The sequence below is a fragment of the Allobosea sp. 05T422_2 genome (assembly GCF_056396265.1).
Genome location: NZ_JBFTLD010000138.1, coordinates 1 through 16,444 on the forward strand (window position 1 = coordinate 1; position 16,444 = coordinate 16,444).

The window sequence follows — 16,444 nt, forward strand, 5'->3', positions numbered from 1 at the left end:
CGCTGGCGAGCGGCGCCAGCGCTCCGCGCCAGCGCGTCAGCACGACCAGGACCAGCCCCGCACCCGCAAACCAGAAGGCCGCCGACAGGCTCGGCCACCAGGCGTCGGCAAGGTGCCCCTCGCGCTTCGAGATGAACAAGGCCGCGGCGACGAGCGCAGCGACGACCACTCCGGCAAAACCGAGATCGCGATACAGTGAACCGAGACGCTCCTCGCTCAGAATGCGATGCAGCACGTATCCTGCGAGCAGCGCACCAAGCGCGCCGATCAGGAAGGTCGCGTCGGCCGGGCGCCGGAAGACCTTCACGCCCGGCAAATACTCGTAAGCCGCCTGAAACAGCGGCGTGTAGCGCCCGAGCGCAAACAGAACCATGAAGACGAAGAGCAGCGTCAGCGGCCGGATGGCCTTGTCCCAGAGCCAGYCACGGCTCAGGCCCGGCGCGATCAGGAGCAACAGCGGCAGCGCCCCGACATAGACCTGCCCCATATTCTGCGACAGGAAGAGCTCCTTGGCATCCCAGGCCGGGCTGTAGGGGCCCCAGAAGTCCACGGCCGGATCGCGCGCGCCGAAAAGATCAGCCACGAAGGCGGTCAGCAGCGAGGCCGGATGCAGCGAGCCGCGCCCAGCTTCGATGAGATCGACCTCGGGACGAGTCGTCGCCTCGGCGAAAAGCCAGGTCCAGATCAGCGGCAGCAGAATCGTCGCTAGTCCCGCGATGCTCGCGACCGAAATCGGTGCGAGGCTCGCGCGGACGGCGGCCCAGCCGCCGGAGAACCAATGCGCGACGACCATTCCGATCAGCACATAGGCGCCCAGTAGGGCCACCTGGTCGGGCTCCAGCACCATCATGCCGGCGGCAAAGCCGGCGAGCGCGCCGGCGCGCAGCGACGAGCGCTGAAGCATGCGCGCCGTCAGCCAGAAGGCGATCGCAAAGAATGCGAGACTCGCGATCTGACCAACATGCTGCACACGCCAGGCCGCCGAAGCGCCAAAGGCGAAGACGAGAGCGGCAAGCAGGCCGCCCGCCGGGTGCCAGCTGCGATCGCGGAAGAACATCAGGAAGGCGAGCCCGCCGGCGAGCAGGTGCGCCAGCACGTAGGCATCCACCATCCGGAAGCTCGGCGATGGCGTCAGCAGCGCGAGCAGGATGGCGGGCGAGAAGATAAGGGATTGCGGATCGGCAACCTGTGGCGAGCCGCCGAAGACATTATGCGTCCAGAATGGCGACTGGCCGCTATGCAGGGCCTGGGCGAGAAACTGAATCTGGGCCTGGAAATGCGCCTTGGCATCGAAGGGAATCGTGACCGCCCCCGAAAGCCAGGGCCAGCACAGGATGCTCCACGCACAAACAAATCCCAGGGCCGCCAGCCAATAGCCGGCGACCTGCCCTTCAAACCGCTTCACCCGGACCCCCAAGGTCCCCCGGCACGGACGGCCCCGTTGTGGGAACCTTCTTCCAGCCCAGTCAGTATTGCTGACCTTGCCAAGGCCCACGTGAACCGAAACTGAATGGGTTCACATTTTCGTGCGCCGGTCGAAAACAGGCTGAACGCTTTCGAAAGCCCGGAAGCCTCAGCGCTGCGCGGCGAGCCAGGCTCCGAGTGTGCGCCGCTCTGCATCCGTCATGCCGGTCAGGTTATTGGGCGGCATGGCATGGGTCATCACCGCCTGTGTCCGGATCGCGCGGGCCTGAACGGCGATCCGCTCCGGCTCATGCAGCCAGATTCCCTTGGGCGCAATCTGGATACCGGGCCAGGATGGCTCCGGCGCGTGGCACATGGCACAGCGCCCGGTCACGATGTTGGCCACCTCGGCGGGCGGCAGGTTCATTCCCGCCAGAAGTGCCGGCCTGGCCGGTTCGATAGCCTTCAGGCCGAGCCGTTCGCGCCCGCCTGGTGACGATGCCATCGCCAACCAGAAGGCAAGCCAGAGCGCAACCAGTGCAACGGCCCAGGTCCACCATGGCGATTTCGCATGGTCGGCATGGCGGACATTGTAAAAATGCCGGATCAGCGCGCCGGCGATGATGATCAGCGCCACCAGGGCCGGAATGATCGCCGAATTCGCATAGGTGACGGGGTAATGGTTCGACAGCATCAGGAACAGCACCGGCAGGGTGATGTAATTGTTGTGCGTCGAGCGTTGCTTGGCCTGCTTGCCGAGTCTCGGATCGGGCTTCGCCCCGGCCGTCAATGCGGCGATGACCTTCCGCTGGTTCGGCATGATGATGAAGAAGACATTGGCGGTCATGATCGTCGCCATCAGCGCACCGGTATGGATCAGCGCGCCACGCCCGGAGAAGACCTGGCTGAAGGCGTAGGATGCGGCAATGACATAGCCGAAGCCGAGCAGGCCGAGCACGACCTCGTTCTTGCCCAGCGGGGACTTGCAGAGCCAGTCATAGAACAGCCAGCCCAGGGCCAGCGCGGCGATGCCGATCGCGCCCGCAGCGAAGGGCGATAGCGCCATGACCGCCGGGTCGATCAGATAGAGTTCCGACTGAGCGTAATAGACCCAGACCAGCAGGAAGAAGCCCGAGATCCAGGTCCAGTAGCTCTGCCATTTATGCCAGGTCAGCTCCTCCGGCATGCGCGGCGGGGCGACCAGATATTTGCGCATCTCGTAGAAACCGCCGCCATGCACCTGCCAGGCACGTCCTCCCTCACCTGCCGGGATATCGGCCTCGGGCCGCAGGGACGCGTCGAGATGGATGAAGAAGAAGGACGCGCCGATCCAGGCGATCGCCGTGATCACATGCAGCCAGCGCAGCAGCATGCCCCCCCATTCCAGCAGATAGGCGTCAAGCATGGGAAAGCCCCACTCCCCGAGGGCGCGCAATTGATTGACAGGGCCGAATCCGGGATGGAACCTTCATGATGCGTCCAGACTAGGGTTGGCCTTTTTCCGAACGCAAGCTTCGCCACGAGCAGCACACAGCATCAGCGGCTCGGCCGGCGCATTTTCAAGGGATTGGATGGGATGGGACGCCTCTCGACGCATGTGCTCGACACGGTCAATGGCAGGCCCGCAGCAGGTCTGACGCTCGCACTCGATCGCCTGACGCCCGATGGCAAGCGCGAGCGCATCATCGAGACCACGACCAATGCCGATGGACGCACCGACCAGCCTTTGCTCACCGGAGAGGCCGTCCTGCCCGGCACCTATGAACTGACCTTTGCGCTCGGTGCCTATTTTCGTTCACTCGGCACAACCATGCCGGAGCCGGCTTTCCTCGATGTCGTGCCGATCCGCTTTGGCATCGCTGACGCCGAAGGCCACTACCATGTCCCACTCCTGGCCTCGCCCTGGAGCTACTCGACCTACCGCGGCAGTTAAGGCATCGGCCCGAAAACCGGATTGCGGCTTTCGGTAAAGCCGATGCAACACAGAAGGCCAGACATCGCCGCCCGGCCTCAATCCTGGCGCCTCCCGCCAAATCAAGATCACCCTCGCGAGCATCAGCCATGAGCGACCAGACCTACCCCCGCGACCTCGTCGGCTATGGCCGCAATGCCCCGCATCCGCATTGGCCGGGCAATGCCCGCATCGCCGTGCAGTTCGTGATCAATTACGAGGAAGGCGGCGAGAACTGCATTCTGCATGGCGATGCGGCCTCGGAGGCCTTTCTCTCCGAGATCGTCGGAGCCGCGCCCTGGCCCGGCCAGCGCCACATGAACATGGAGTCGATCTACGAATACGGCTCGCGTGCCGGCTACTGGCGGCTTTGGCGCATGTTCACCGAACGCCACCTGCCGGTGACGGTGTTCGCCGTTGCGAGTGCGCTCGCGCGCTATCCCGAGATCGTCACATCGATGAAGGAGGCCGGCTGGGAAATCGCCACCCATGGGCTGAAATGGATCGACTATCGCAGCCTCCCCGCCGAGCAGGAGCGCGCCGATATCGATGAGGCGATTCGTGTCCAGCGCGCACTCACCGGCGAAAGACCGCTCGGCTTCTACCAGGGGCGTTCATCCGAGAACACGACGCCGCTGATGATGGAGGAAGGCGGCTTTCTCTACACCGCCGACGCCTACGCTGACGAACTGCCCTACTGGATCACCGKACCGAAGGGCCCGCAGCTCACGGTCCCCTATACGCTCGACGCCAACGACATGCGCTTCGCCACGCCGCAGGGCTTCAACACCGGCGAGCAATTCTTCACCTATCTCAAGGATTCMTTCGACACCCTCTACGCGGAGGGCGACGAGGCGCCGAAGATGATGTCGATCGGGCTGCATTGCCGGCTGGTCGGCCGTCCGGGCCGCGCCGCGGCGCTGGCCCGTTTCCTCGATTATGTCCGCAGCCAWGACCGCGTCTGGGTCGCGACCCGGCTCGATATCGCCCGCCACTGGATCAGGCAGCATCCGCCGGCCGGGGGTTACCAGCCATCAAAGCTCCCGAAAGCCCTTTTCGCCGAGGTGTTCGGCCGGGTCTGGGAGCACTCGCCCTGGGTAGCCGAAACCAGCTATGACGCCGGTCTCTCGGCCCGCGAGGACAGCGCGGAAGGCCTGCACAGGGCAATGGCGAAGGCGATGCGCTCCGGTTCGCGCGACCAGCAGCGCGCGCTTCTCCTCGCCCATCCCGATCTTGCCGGGAAGCTCGCCGCCGCCAAGGAACTGACTCCGGAGTCGACGATCGAACAGGCCTCGGCCGGCCTCGACCGGCTGACCAGCGACGAGCGCGCACGCTTCACTGCGTTGAACGAAGCCTACAAGACCCGCTTCGGCATCCCCTTCATCATCGCAGTCAAGGGGCTCACCAAGAATGAGATCGTCGCTGCCTTCGAGGAGCGCCTGAAGAGCACCCCGGAGCAGGAATTCCTGACCGCGCTCGTCCAGGTGGAGAAGATCGCGCTGCTCAGGCTGCGGGATCTGTTGCCGGCGGGCTGAACTGCTCTACAGCCCGCTGACCAGATGGCCGCCATCGACGGCAACGACCGAGCCGGTCATGAAGCGGGCGGCGTCTGAGCATAGCAGCAGGAATGGGCCGTCGAGATCGGTGAGATCGGCGGCGCGGCGCATCGGGATGCGCTTGATCAGCGCCTTGCCCTCGTCGGTCTCGAAGAAGGCGCGATTGAGATCGGTGACGACATAGCCCGGCGCCAGCGCGTTCACCCTGATCTTGTGGCGCGCCCATTCCAGCGCCAGCGCCCTGGTCATCTGCACCAGTCCCGCCTTCGAAATCGCATAGGGCGCAACGCTKAGCGCCACGCGCTCGCCGAGGATCGAGGCGATATTGACGATGGCGCCGCCGCTTTCCTGCTGGGCCATCAAACGCGCGGCCGCCTGTGCGGCGAAGAAACAGCCCTTCAGATTGATGTCGAGATGCGCATCCCATTGCGCCTCGCTCAGGCTCAGCGCGCGCTCGGGATCGGCAACGCCGGCATTGTTGACCAGCAGATCGAGGCCGCCCATTGCAGCCTGCGCCTCCGGGATGCCGGTCTCGATCGCCGCGACCGATCCGATGTCGAGCGCGAGCGGCATCACCTTGCCCGGCAATCCGGCGCAGGAACGAGCCAGCTCGGACAACCGGTCGAGGCGGCGCGCAGCAGCAACGACATGCGCACCCCGCGCCGCGAGAAGCCGGGTGAAATACTCACCGAGCCCTGAAGACGCACCGGTCACCAGCACGCGCTTGCCCTGCAGATCCTCGAACATGCCGCTTCCTCACCGCTCCTCGATGCAACGCGAAGGGACACCGCCACAGTGCAGGGGTCAACCTGCCGATAGATGGCCCCTGGCGGCGGCGAACCGTGCTGCGCTGCGGAACAGGCCGGTCTCGCCTGCGTTCTGAACAAGGGTTCGGCCAGGAGGGATCACATGTTCCGGATTCTATTGATCATCGCCGTGATCGCCATCGGCTTTGACGCTGTCGTTCATCAGGGCGCCTATACCCGCGAGATATGGCTGGGCCTTGTCGGCCTGACCAACTCCCTGCTGGGCAGCATCAAACAGTGACACCTGGTTGCCGTGCATTCAGGCCGCGGCTCGCTCCTCGACGAGGGACGCGATCGCATCCAGCATCTGCGTGTCGTCCCCGGCCATTCCGTCCATCGCCGCCATGCGGATGATGACGGTGGCCGCAACCGTCTCCTCCACCGTATCCTCGGCATAGGCATAAAAGATCGTGGCGTGCTGACCGTCGCGATGGCAGCGGCCCTCGATCTGCTGCAGCTGGATCGCGCTGTGTCGCATGTCGTGGACGACCAGCGACCGCTCGCGCTCGCCGCCGGCCATCTCGCCTCGATGCAGGGAGATCGACTCCGTCACCGTAAAGACGACGACGTCGAGCGCCCCGGTCTGGAAGGCAAGCCGCGTCTCTTCATTGGCCTGCCCGGAATGCTCGCCATTGATCTCGCCGACCTTCCAGCCGCGCCCGCGCAGCATCTCCGTCAGCATCGCGCTGGTCTCGAGAAAGGCGACGGAGATCGCGACCTGTTCGTCATTGCCGAGCAGGTCTTCGACGAAATCGGCGGTGCCAGGAATACGCAGCAGGCTCGCCTTCTGGCGGAACCTGAGATCGGCCGCCCAGCCGGCCGGCTTGCGTGTCGAACCACCGGCCAGGCCGAGCTCCCGCCGGAACTCGCGCCATGTCGCGTCGTAGAGCCGCCGTGCCGACGCATCCAACGCGATCGGCGCCAGCTCACGCTGCACCTCAGGCCAGCCGGCGATCTCTTCCGGCCGCCGGCGCAATCCGATTGCGTTCTCGCCCCGGTACAGCAGATCCGACATGAGCTTCCGGTCCGCCTCGTTCGACTCCCAGCTCCAGTTCTTCCAGCGCCCCTTGGCCCGGCCAATCTTCAGGCGCTTCATCAGGGCGCGAAAACCGTCGAGATCGGCGCTCGGAGCACCGGCGGCCTGGGCCAGCAGCGATCCGAGATAGGAGAGTTCGTGCGGGGATTGGCCCGCCGTCGCGCTCATATAAATCGCGAAGCGGGCCGCCGCGGCCATCTGGCGACAGACCAGTCCCTGCTGCGAGTTCGGATTGCGGATGCGATGCGCCTCGTCGATCACCACGATCGGCCAGACCCGCTTCGGCGTCCCGAGCTTCGCGAGCTCGTTGTTCTTTGCCCGCGTCGAGCGCTTCTTGCTGTCGGTGGGGGCTGCGAGCAATGACTTCGTCCGCTCGAAATTCATCAGCGTGATCTTCTTCGGCGGCAGGCCGGAATGCGCGATGGTGCGCCGCCATTGTGGGATCGCGCCCTTGGGGCAGATCACCAGCACCTCGTCCTCCTGCATCGCGGCAACGGCGAGCCAGGCCGAAAGCGTCTTGCCGAGTCCCGTCAGATCGCCGAGCAGGAAGCMCGGCTTTCCAGCCGCCCGCGCGGCAAGGATCGCATCGCGCGCGACAAGCTGGTGCGGGTGCGGGATCATGATCTCCAACGGCGCCACGCCTCTTCCGGTCGGCTTCGTCATGCTCCCTCGGCTCCTCTCGCTTTGGCAGGCATGGCCGCCTGCCCGGTGCGCGGCGTCGCCGCCGCAGCCACGGCGTCGGCGGCCTGCAGTTCCGCGATCAACATGGTGATGAAATTTGTCACCAGCCGCGGCAGCACGCGGCCCGACATGGTCTGCACTTGCAGACTGCGCGGCGGCAACTCGCCATCCCTGAGCGGCAGCGCGACCACCGAGCCATCGCGGACCGAGGCGCCGAAGGAGATGCTGCTGGCGAACATCACGGCACCGCCGAGCTTACAGAGATGTCTGAGGCTCGCGACATTGGTCGTGACCAGAACCGGGTCGACGGTCAGGCCCCGCGCCGAGAAGTAGATATCGACGATCCTGCGCACCGTCGCCTCGCCATCGAGCACCCCGATCGGATGGGCGAAAATGTCCTCGATATGGATCGGCGTCTTGGTCGCCAGCGGATGGTGCGGCGCAACGAAGGCATAGGTCTGGGCCGCACATTGCCAGTTGATCGTGACCCCGCGCTCCGGCTGCAGCACGAAGGTCAGGCCGATATCGATCGAACCGGTGCGAATATGCTCGGTCACGACCTGCGGCGAGATGACCTTGAGATCGAAAGCAACATTGGGGTGGCGCCTCCGGAAGTTGTAAATGACTTCGGGGATGAAGCTGACGGCAAAGCCCTCGGTGACACCGAGGCGGATCAGGCCCTTGCTCGCGCTGCGCAACTCTCGGATTTCGTTGACGATCTGCTCGCTCTCGAGCTCCAGGCGCTGGGCATAGGCGGCAAGCGTCTGGCCGGCCTGGGTCAGGATCATGCCGTGTGAGCGCCGCTCGAACAGGCCGGCGCCGAGTTCCTTTTCCAGATTGGCGATCTGTCGGCTGACGGCCGAGCCGGCAACGCGCAGCCGCTGCGCCGCAGCGCTGACGGACCCTGTTCGCGCCACTRCCAGGAAATATCGCAACGCCGKAGTTTGCATGATCGGGCTTTAGCGATGCTTTGCCGGTTCGGCAACGATCCCTTCTATTCATTCTTATGGCGGCAAGCGCTTTCCTTAGGCAGATTTCAAACTGCATGCAGAGCGACGGATGACCGTTGCCGCACGTGGCTACACCAAGACGAGCGATAACGCTGCGAGGGGAAGAAGTATGAGATTTGTCACGAAGGCCATCGCGTTGGCCCTGGCTTCGACGGCTCTGGCCGCAGCGGGAGCGGCCACGCCGGCATTCGCCCAAAAGGCCGCCAATACCGTCCGCTTCGCCTATGATCAGGCACCTGAGAACGTCGACCCCTTCTTCAACAACGTCCGCATCGGCGTGATCATCGGCGCCAATGTCTGGGATACGCTGGTCTATCGCGACCCGGTCACCAACGAGTACAAGGGCCAACTCGCCAAGAGCTGGAAGCAGATCGACGACAAGACCATCGAGTTCGAGCTCCGCGAAGGCGTGAAGTTCCACAACGGCGAGGAATTCGACGCCGATGACGTGGTCTACACCCTGAATTTCGTCGCCAAGCCCGAAAGCAAGGTCGTCACCCAGGGCAACGTCAACTGGATCGAGAAGGCCGAGAAGCTCGACAAGTACAAGGTCCGCCTGACCACCAAGGAGATCTTCCCGGCTGCGATCGAGTATCTTGCCGGTCCAGTCGTGATCCATCCGAACGAGTATTACGAGAAGGTCGGCCCCAAGGGGCAGAACGAGAAGCCGGTCGGCTCGGGCCCCTACAAGGTCACGAACTACGTCCCCGGCAAGTCGATCACCCTTGAGACCAACAAGGACTACTTCAAGGATTCGCCCAAGGCGCAGGCCAAGGTCGGCAAGATCGAAATCCGCTTCATCCCCGACCGCCAGACCCAGATGGCCGAGATGCTGTCGGGCGGTGGCGACCTGATCATGCACGTGCCCAAGGATCAGGCCGACCAGCTCAAGACCGTGCCGATGCTGCAGGTCGTCTCCGGCGAGACGATGCGCATCGTCTTCATGCAGATGAACATCCTCGAGAACACGCCCTCCCCGGCGCTCAAGGATGAGCGCGTCCGCAAGGCGATCATCCACGCCATCGATCGCGAGGCGATGGTCAAGAACATCGTTGGCGACGGCTCGCGCGTCATCAATACGATCTGCTTCCCCTCGCAGTTCGGCTGCACGGACGAGGGCGCCGCGCGCTACCCCTACGACCCTGCCAAGGCCAAGGCGCTGCTCGCCGAGGCTGGCGTCAAGGACCTCACGCTCGACATCGTCGCCTATCGCGAACGCAATCAGACCGAGGCGCTGATCGGCTATCTCCAGGCCGTCGGCATCAAGACCAACCTGCGCTTCCTGCAATACGCCGCCATGCGCGAGCTGATCGCCACCAACAAGGCGATGCTGACGCACCAGACCTGGGGCTCGTTCTCGGTCAACGACGTCTCGGCCAACACACCGAACTATTTCGCCTTCCGCAGCGAKGACATCACCCGTGATCCGCAGGTCCGCGACCTGCTGAACAAGGGCAACAACTCGGTCGCGCCGGAGGTCCGCAGGGAGGCCTATAAGGAGGCGCTGAAGATCATCGCCGACAAGGCCTATGCCGCGCCGCTCTATTCGCTGCCGGTCTATTACGTCGCGAACAAGGACCTGATCTTCAAGGCCTATCCGGACGAGCTCGTCCGCTTCTGGGAAATGAGCTGGAAGTAGCACGCTCTCCGCTCAGATCGAGCCAAGCGTCTTCCCGGATCGGTGCTGACCGCGCCGATCCGGAATCCATGCCTGAGCGTCTCGGAACAGGGATTCAGATGTGGATCCCCGCTTTCCGGCGCGCTCAGGCCGGGATGACCAGGGATTCCGTTCCCCATGAACATCATTGGAAGCACCACGTGTTAGGCTTCATTCTCAAACGGCTGGGTCTGGCGCTGCTTGTCGCGCTCGCCGTCTCGGCCATCGCCTTCTTCCTGTTGCGCCTGTCGGGCGATGTCGCGGTCGCGATCGCCGGCGAAGGTGCGCAGCAGGCCGATATCAACCTGATCCGTGAGACCTACGGCCTGAACCGGCCGATCCTCGTGCAGTATCTCGACTGGCTCTGGCGGACACTCTCCGGCGATCTCGGCACGTCGATCTATTTCAAGACGGACGTCGCCTCGCTGGTGATGGCCAAGCTCCCGGTAACGCTGATCCTAGGCCTGACATCGCTCGCCTTCGCGCTGCTGATCTCGATTCCGCTCGGCGTGCTCGCGGCGATCTACGCCAATAGCTGGATCGATCGCGTTGCGCTGGCGATCGCCGTCGTCGGCCAGGCGATGCCGAACTTCTTCTTCGCGCTGATCCTGGTGATGCTGTTCTCGATCACCCTGCGCTGGCTGCCGGTTTCCGGCTCCGATAGCTGGCTGCACTACGTCATGCCGACCGTGGCGCTCGGCTATTACGCCGCGCCTGCCTTCATGCGGTTGATCCGCGCCGGCATGATCGAAGTACTCTCCGCCGACTACATCCGCACCGCCCGTGCCAAAGGGCTGCCACCCGGCAAGGTCGTGTTCAAGCACGCGCTGCGCAACGCGGTCGTCCCCGTGGTGGCGCTCGCCGCCGTCCAGCTCGGCTTCCTGCTCGGCGGCTCGGTGGTGATCGAAACGATCTTCGCGCTCGATGGGCTCGGCTACCTCGCCTATCAGAGCATTACCTACAAGGATTTCCCGGTCATGCAGGTCGTCGTCCTGCTGCTCTCGGTCGTCTACGTCCTGCTTACGCTCGCGGCCGATATCGCCAATGCCTGGCTCGACCCGCGCATCAGGGTGGCTTGATCATGAGCGAAACCGCACTCTCCGCTCCCGACGCTCCCGAGCTTTCCGAAGCCCGCAAGCTGCTGCGCCGCATGCTCGGCCAGAAGGCCTTCGTCTTCGGCGTCGGCCTGCTGCTGCTCTTCATCACAATCGCGCTGCTCGCGCCGGTTCTGGCGCCACATGATCCCTATCTGCAGAACCTGACGGCCCGCAATGTGCCGCCGTTCTGGTACGAGAAGGGCAATTGGGCCCACCCGCTCGGAACCGATCCGCTCGGGCGCGACTATCTCTCACGCCTGCTCTACGGCGCCCGGATCTCGCTGCTGATCGGCATAAGCGTCGTCGTCATCTCGGGCCTGATCGGCACGACGATGGGCCTGCTCGCCGGTTATTTCGGTGGCCGCATCGACATGCTGATGACGTTCCTGGTGACGACGCGCCTGTCGATGCCGGTGATCCTGGTCGCGCTTGCGGTCGTCGCCATCGTCGGCTCCTCGCTCTGGATCGTCATCCTGGTGCTCGGCCTGCTGAAATGGGACCGGTTCGCGGTCGTCATGCGCAGCGCAACCCAGCAGGTCCGCTCGCTCGACTATGTCGCCGCCGCCCAGGCCGCCGGCGCCTCGACCACGCGCATCATCCTCGGCGAGGTGCTGCCCAACATCGCTCCGCATCTCATCGTCGTCGCCACGCTGGAAGCGGCGAGCGCCATCCTGCTCGAGGCGGCGCTCTCCTTCCTCGGGCTCGGCGTGCAGCCGCCCCTGCCCTCATGGGGGCTGATGATCTCCGAAGCCAAGGCCTACATGTTCTTCTCGTTCTGGCTCATCGCCCTGCCCGGCACGGCGCTCGCCGTGCTCATCTTCGCGATCAACCTCGCCGGTGACGGCCTGCGCGACGTGATCTCGCCGGAGGGTCGCACCTGATGCAGGCCGCCGACAACACCGTGATTCTGGATGTCGACGGTCTCACCGTCGACATCGCCACCCCGCGCGGCCCGCTCCATGCGGTCCGCGACCTCTCCTTCAAGGTCGAGCGTGGCAAGACACTCTGCCTCGTCGGCGAGTCCGGCTGCGGCAAGTCGATGACCTCGCTTGCGATCATGGACCTGCTGCCGAAGGCTGCGAAACGCAGCGCCCGCAAGCTCGGCTTTGCCGGCGAAGACCTCGCCAGGGCTGGTGCCAAGCGCATCAACAGCCTGCGTGGCAACCGCATGGCGATGATCTTCCAGGAACCGATGACGGCCCTCAATCCGGCCTACACCATCGGCGACCAGATGACCGAGGCCTATCGCCTGCACAAGAAGGCGAGCGAGACGGAGGCACGCGAGCGCGCGACCCATCTGCTCGACAAGGTCGGCATCGCCAATGCCGCCCAGCGTCTCGGCCAGTATCCGCACCAGCTCTCGGGCGGCCTGCGCCAGCGCGTGATGATCGCCATGGCGCTGATGTGCGGCCCCGAACTGCTGATCGCCGACGAACCGACCACGGCGCTCGACGTCACCATCCAGGCGCAGATCCTGAGACTGCTTGCCGACCTCCAGCAGGAGCTCGGGATCGCCATGGTGCTGATCACGCACGACCTCGGCATCGTCGCGCGCATCGCCGACTGGGTCGGCGTGATGTATGCCGGGCAGATCGTCGAGGAAGGCCCGACGGAAGCGATCTTCCGCCAGCCGCGCCACCCCTACACCCAGGGACTGATCGACTGCATTCCTGTCCCCGGACGCACGGAGCCGGGCGGCAAGCTCGGCGTCATTCCCGGTGTCGTTCCCTCGCTCATCGGCGAGATCAAGGGCTGCAGCTTCCGCGATCGCTGTCAGCACGCTGAAGCGGCATGTGCGCAAACCCCACCCTTGCGCCACCGGCCTGACGGCCAGAGTTGGCGCTGCATCCTGGAGGACGCGGCATGAGCGGCGCTCTCTCGCCTCCCAACCTCGCGCAACCCGAGATCCTGCTCGAGGCCCGCGAGCTGACCCGTTCCTTCTCGGTCAGCCAGGGCCTGTTCAAGGGCAAGCGCACGCTGCACGCGGTCAACGGCGTATCGCTGGCGATCGCCAAGGGTGAGGTGCTCGGCATCGTCGGCGAGTCCGGCTGCGGCAAGTCCACGCTGGCGCGCATGCTGCTCGGCCTGTTGCCGCCTTCGAGCGGCGAGATCGCGCTCTCCGGCGAGAATGTCGGCAAGCTCGGGCGGCTCGGCATGGCCAGGCGGGTGCAGCCGGTTTTCCAGGACCCCTATTCCTCGCTCAACCCGCGCCGGACGATTGCCTCGATCGTCGCGCTGCCGCTCGCGGTGCAGGGCCTTGGCACAGCGGCCGAGCGGCGCAAGCGCGCCATCGACATCCTCGAGAAGGTCGGCCTTCCCAGGCGCTTCGCGGACCGGTATCCGCGCGAGCTCTCGGGCGGCCAGCGCCAGCGCGTCGCCATCGCACGTGCGCTGATCCTAAACCCCGAGATGGTGGTCTGCGACGAGCCGACTTCGGCGCTCGACGTCTCCGTGCAGTCGCAGATCCTCAACCTGCTCAACGACCTGCGTAGCGAGCTTGGCCTGACCTATGTCTTCATCAGCCATAATCTCGTGGTGGTGGAGCATATCGCGACCCGTGTCGCCGTGATGTATCTCGGCCGGGTCGTCGAGCTGACCGATACCGCGACCCTCTTCAAGGCGCCGCGCCATCCCTACACCAAGGCGCTGCTCGCCTCGGTGCTGACGCCGGAGCCGGGCAAGGGCATCCCGGAAACCGGCCTCGGCCTCGCCTTTCCCGACCCGCTCAACCCGCCGCCCGGCTGCCCCTTCCATCCGCGCTGCCCGGCGAAGATGGCGCAATGCGCGACGGTGACGCCAAAGCTGCGCCAGGACGAGAGCGGGCTGGTCGCCTGCCATCTCTACGAATCCGCCGCCTCAGGCGCGACTGCATCCTGACATCCAAGGAGACGACCATGACCCGCGCCAAGGCGATTGCGCATGCATATGACTATTTCGACAGCGGCAAGTTCAAGAGCGACCTTACGCGCCTCGTAGCGATGCCGACCGAGAGCCAGAACCCCGAGCGTGCTCCGGTTCTGAGCGAGTATCTCGAGAGGGAAATGCAGCCGCTGCTGGAATCGCTCGGCTTCACCTGCAGGACGCTGAACCATCCGCGCGCCAAGGGCCCGTTCCTTTTCGCCGAGCGTATCGAGGACCCGAGCCTGCCGACGATCTTCGGCTATGGCCATGGCGACGTGATCCGCGGCCTCGACAAGCAGTGGAGCGAGGGCCTCTCTCCCTGGACACTGACCGAGCGCGGCGACCGTTGGTATGGCCGTGGCGTCGTCGACAACAAGGGTCAGCACGTCATCAACATCAACGCCCTGCGTGCCGTCCTCGAAACGCGCGGCAAGCTCGGCTTCAACGCCAAATATCTGATCGAGATGGGCGAGGAATGCGGTTCGCCCGGCCTGCGCGAGCTCTGCACCGAGCAGAAGGAGCTGTTCAAATCCGATGTGCTGATCGGCTCGGACGGGCCGCGCCTCAATGCCGAGCGCCCGACGGTCTTCCTCGGCTCGCGCGGCGGGGTCACCTTCGATCTCACCATCACTGCCCGCGAAGGCGGCCACCATTCCGGCAACTGGGGTGGCATCCTCTCCGATCCCGCCATCCAGCTGGCCCATGTCATCGCTTCGATCGCCTCCCCGACCGGCCAGATCCGCATCCATGAGTGGGTGCCGAAAGAGTTGCCCGAGCCGGTGCGCAAGGCACTCGCCGATTGCGAGGTCGATGGCGGCCCGGACGGCCCGACGATCGATCCGGAATGGGGCGAGCCCGGCCTGTCGCCCGCCGAGCAGGTGTTCGGCTGGTGCTCCTTCGACGTGCTGGCGATGAAGTCCGGCGTGCCGGAAACCCCCGTGAACGCCGTGCCCCCGAGCGCCTGGGCCCGCTGCCAGCTCCGCTTCGTGGTCGGCATCGACCCGCAGGAGGTGCTGCCGGCGCTGCGTCGTCACCTCAAGCGCCACGGCTTCGGCATGGTCGAGGTCACGCTCGCTCGTGACGAGATCTTCAACGCGACCCGCCTCGATCCCGAGGATGCATGGGTGCATTGGGCGCTCGCTTCGATCGCCAGGACCACAGAGAAGAAGCCCGCGCTGCTGCCCAATCTCGGCGGCTCGCTGCCGAACGACATCTTCTCGGAGATCCTGGGCCTGCGCACCATCTGGGTGCCGCATTCCTATCCCGGCTGCTCCCAGCATGCTCCCGACGAGCACCTGCCCGTCGCCATCGCGCGCGAGGGACTCGGCATGATGGCGGGCCTCTACTGGGATCTCGGCGAGGGCAACACGCCKGCACTCTGAGGCCTATTCGACAGGCTTACGCGGCCCCCTGTCGGGCGGCAGATCGAACGGTGTCGCCGGAGGCCTCTCCGGCGGCACATTCGGTGGCAGCTCCGGCGGCGGATCGCGCGGGACGCCGACCGGCTCTTCCTCTGGCGGCGATTCGACCGGCGGCGCCGGCGGGACTTCTGCCGGCGTCAGAGGCGGGGCCTCGGGCGGCGGAAATGGCGGCTGCGGCACGCCCGGTGAGTTGAGCCGATCGGTGGTCGTCGCGGACATCACGAACTCCTTGTTCGGTCATCAACGCGTCGAAGCCGCGAAGGTTCGCGGCCAGCCCACCAAACGCCCCGGCATTCCGAAAGCGCCGCTCGATGGCGGCGGCATCAGTGTCATCGTACGGAGGAGCGCGGAGGAACGGCCCGCCGGTCAGGGCMCCGAAGAATCTCCGGACTCGGTCCCTGCCTTGGATCGAGAGCCATCTCCCTCCGAGAATTGATCGTCGTTCGGCGGTCGTCCCTGCGCCCAACGCTCGATCGAATGGTCGATGGCGAGCAGGGCGAGCGCGATGGCCGTGCCGGTAAGCGCCACACRCCAGTGACCAAGCCCGGCCGCAGAACCGAGCGCCGCTGTCACCCAGACGGCCGCTGCTGTCGTCAGCCCATGCGGCATGCGGTCATTCTCGCGCCGAATGATGACGCCCGCCCCCAGGAAGCCGATGCCGGTCAGGACGCCTTGCACGACGCGGCTCGCGGCGTCGGGATGGGGCGCCCCGTAGAGCTCACCGCTGAAGATGGCCGCTGCGGCCGCCGCGCCAACACCGACAAGGCCGAAGGTGCGAATTCCTGCGCTCTTGTGCCTCAGCGTCCGCTGCCAACCCACAGCGATGCCGGCAAGCGCACCGCAGAGCAGTTTCAGGACAATGTCGAGTTCGGTCAGCATGCGAAGCGAATCCCGACGCCACGGCGAAGCCTCATTTCTCTACCC

General features: G+C 65.3%; 15 protein-coding genes and 1 pseudogene. 9 read left to right on the forward strand and 7 right to left on the reverse strand.

Annotation, left to right across the window (positions count from 1 at the left end; translation table 11 throughout):
- Together AC1DJT_RS21775 and AC1DJT_RS21780 are read right to left on the reverse strand one after the other, a co-directional pair.
- Positions 1 to 1,405, reverse strand: a pseudogene (locus AC1DJT_RS21775) (hypothetical protein); the annotation flags it as partial.
- Between the two features lie 168 nt (positions 1,406 to 1,573).
- A complete protein-coding gene (locus AC1DJT_RS21780; protein WP_476769351.1) occupies positions 1,574 to 2,809 on the reverse strand; it encodes a urate hydroxylase PuuD in 1,236 nt (411 codons plus the stop codon).
- Between the two features lie 171 nt (positions 2,810 to 2,980).
- Here AC1DJT_RS21780 and uraH point away from each other — a divergent pair, with 171 nt between their 5' ends.
- Positions 2,981 to 3,337: a hydroxyisourate hydrolase gene (gene uraH, locus AC1DJT_RS21785; RefSeq protein ID WP_441491541.1), complete on the forward strand. Its 357-nt coding sequence runs from the start codon at positions 2,981 to 2,983 to the stop codon at positions 3,335 to 3,337.
- 128 nt (positions 3,338 to 3,465) lie between these two features.
- Positions 3,466 to 4,890, forward strand: a complete 1,425-nt coding sequence (gene puuE / locus AC1DJT_RS21790) for an allantoinase PuuE (RefSeq protein ID WP_476834851.1) — start codon at positions 3,466 to 3,468, stop codon at positions 4,888 to 4,890.
- A gap of 6 nt (positions 4,891 to 4,896) precedes the next feature.
- On the opposite strand, the gene AC1DJT_RS21795 is transcribed toward puuE, so the two are convergent.
- Positions 4,897 to 5,658: an SDR family NAD(P)-dependent oxidoreductase gene (locus AC1DJT_RS21795; RefSeq protein WP_476769352.1), complete on the reverse strand. Its 762-nt coding sequence runs from the start codon at positions 5,656 to 5,658 to the stop codon at positions 4,897 to 4,899.
- 162 nt (positions 5,659 to 5,820) lie between these two features.
- Here AC1DJT_RS21795 and AC1DJT_RS21800 point away from each other — a divergent pair, with 162 nt between their 5' ends.
- The gene (locus AC1DJT_RS21800) at positions 5,821 to 5,958 is read left to right on the forward strand and encodes a hypothetical protein (protein ID WP_162768072.1); all 138 of its coding nucleotides are present in this window, start codon (positions 5,821 to 5,823) and stop codon (positions 5,956 to 5,958) included.
- An 18-nt stretch (positions 5,959 to 5,976) separates the two neighbouring features.
- Here the strand turns inward: AC1DJT_RS21800 and AC1DJT_RS21805 are convergent, their stop codons facing one another.
- The gene (locus AC1DJT_RS21805; RefSeq protein WP_476834852.1) at positions 5,977 to 7,416 is read right to left on the reverse strand and encodes an SNF2-related protein; all 1,440 of its coding nucleotides are present in this window, start codon (positions 7,414 to 7,416) and stop codon (positions 5,977 to 5,979) included.
- Positions 7,413 to 8,384 carry a LysR family transcriptional regulator gene (locus tag AC1DJT_RS21810; protein ID WP_476834853.1) on the reverse strand — a complete coding sequence of 324 codons (972 nt, stop codon included), beginning with the start codon at positions 8,382 to 8,384 and terminating at the stop codon, positions 7,413 to 7,415. Before AC1DJT_RS21810 ends, AC1DJT_RS21805 begins: the two co-directional genes overlap by 4 nt.
- A gap of 169 nt (positions 8,385 to 8,553) precedes the next feature.
- On the opposite strand from AC1DJT_RS21810, the gene AC1DJT_RS21815 reads away from it, so the two are divergent.
- The 6 genes from AC1DJT_RS21815 (at position 8,554) to AC1DJT_RS21840 (ending at position 15,481) form a co-directional block, all read left to right on the forward strand.
- Positions 8,554 to 10,083: an ABC transporter substrate-binding protein gene (locus AC1DJT_RS21815; protein ID WP_476834854.1), complete on the forward strand. Its 1,530-nt coding sequence runs from the start codon at positions 8,554 to 8,556 to the stop codon at positions 10,081 to 10,083.
- 179 nt (positions 10,084 to 10,262) lie between these two features.
- Complete coding sequence (locus tag AC1DJT_RS21820) at positions 10,263 to 11,180, forward strand: ABC transporter permease (RefSeq protein ID WP_476769354.1); 918 nt, start codon at positions 10,263 to 10,265, stop codon at positions 11,178 to 11,180.
- Positions 11,181 to 11,182: 2 nt separating this feature from the next.
- Positions 11,183 to 12,079 (forward strand): ABC transporter permease, encoded by an 897-nt coding sequence (locus AC1DJT_RS21825; RefSeq protein WP_441506276.1) that lies wholly within the window; start codon positions 11,183 to 11,185, stop codon positions 12,077 to 12,079.
- Complete coding sequence (locus tag AC1DJT_RS21830) at positions 12,079 to 13,065, forward strand: ABC transporter ATP-binding protein (protein ID WP_441506277.1); 987 nt, start codon at positions 12,079 to 12,081, stop codon at positions 13,063 to 13,065. Before AC1DJT_RS21825 ends, AC1DJT_RS21830 begins: the two co-directional genes overlap by 1 nt.
- Positions 13,062 to 14,075, forward strand: a complete 1,014-nt coding sequence (locus AC1DJT_RS21835) for an ABC transporter ATP-binding protein (RefSeq protein ID WP_441506278.1) — start codon at positions 13,062 to 13,064, stop codon at positions 14,073 to 14,075. Before AC1DJT_RS21830 ends, AC1DJT_RS21835 begins: the two co-directional genes overlap by 4 nt.
- Positions 14,076 to 14,092: 17 nt before the next feature.
- Complete coding sequence (locus AC1DJT_RS21840) at positions 14,093 to 15,481, forward strand: M20 family metallopeptidase (RefSeq protein WP_441506279.1); 1,389 nt, start codon at positions 14,093 to 14,095, stop codon at positions 15,479 to 15,481.
- A 3-nt stretch (positions 15,482 to 15,484) separates the two neighbouring features.
- Here the strand turns inward: AC1DJT_RS21840 and AC1DJT_RS21845 are convergent, their stop codons facing one another.
- Together AC1DJT_RS21845 and AC1DJT_RS21850 are read right to left on the reverse strand one after the other, a co-directional pair.
- Positions 15,485 to 15,739 carry a hypothetical protein gene (locus AC1DJT_RS21845; RefSeq protein ID WP_441491552.1) on the reverse strand — a complete coding sequence of 85 codons (255 nt, stop codon included), beginning with the start codon at positions 15,737 to 15,739 and terminating at the stop codon, positions 15,485 to 15,487.
- A gap of 147 nt (positions 15,740 to 15,886) precedes the next feature.
- A complete protein-coding gene (locus AC1DJT_RS21850) occupies positions 15,887 to 16,399 on the reverse strand; it encodes an MgtC/SapB family protein (RefSeq protein ID WP_476834855.1) in 513 nt (170 codons plus the stop codon).
- Positions 16,400 to 16,444 lie beyond the last annotated feature (45 nt).

Bases quoted from the DNA above. Each gene is read 5' to 3' on its own strand.
- AC1DJT_RS21780 (WP_476769351.1), bottom strand. From the start codon at position 2,809: ATGCTTGACGCCTATCTGCTGGAATGGGGGGGCATGCTGCTGCGCTGG.
- uraH (WP_441491541.1), top strand. From the start codon at position 2,981: ATGGGACGCCTCTCGACGCATGTGCTCGACACGGTCAATGGCAGGCCC.
- AC1DJT_RS21800 (WP_162768072.1), top strand. From the start codon at position 5,821: ATGTTCCGGATTCTATTGATCATCGCCGTGATCGCCATCGGCTTTGAC.
- AC1DJT_RS21825 (WP_441506276.1), top strand. From the start codon at position 11,183: ATGAGCGAAACCGCACTCTCCGCTCCCGACGCTCCCGAGCTTTCCGAA.
- AC1DJT_RS21830 (WP_441506277.1), top strand. From the start codon at position 12,079: ATGCAGGCCGCCGACAACACCGTGATTCTGGATGTCGACGGTCTCACC.
- AC1DJT_RS21835 (WP_441506278.1), top strand. From the start codon at position 13,062: ATGAGCGGCGCTCTCTCGCCTCCCAACCTCGCGCAACCCGAGATCCTG.
- AC1DJT_RS21845 (WP_441491552.1), bottom strand. From the start codon at position 15,739: ATGTCCGCGACGACCACCGATCGGCTCAACTCACCGGGCGTGCCGCAG.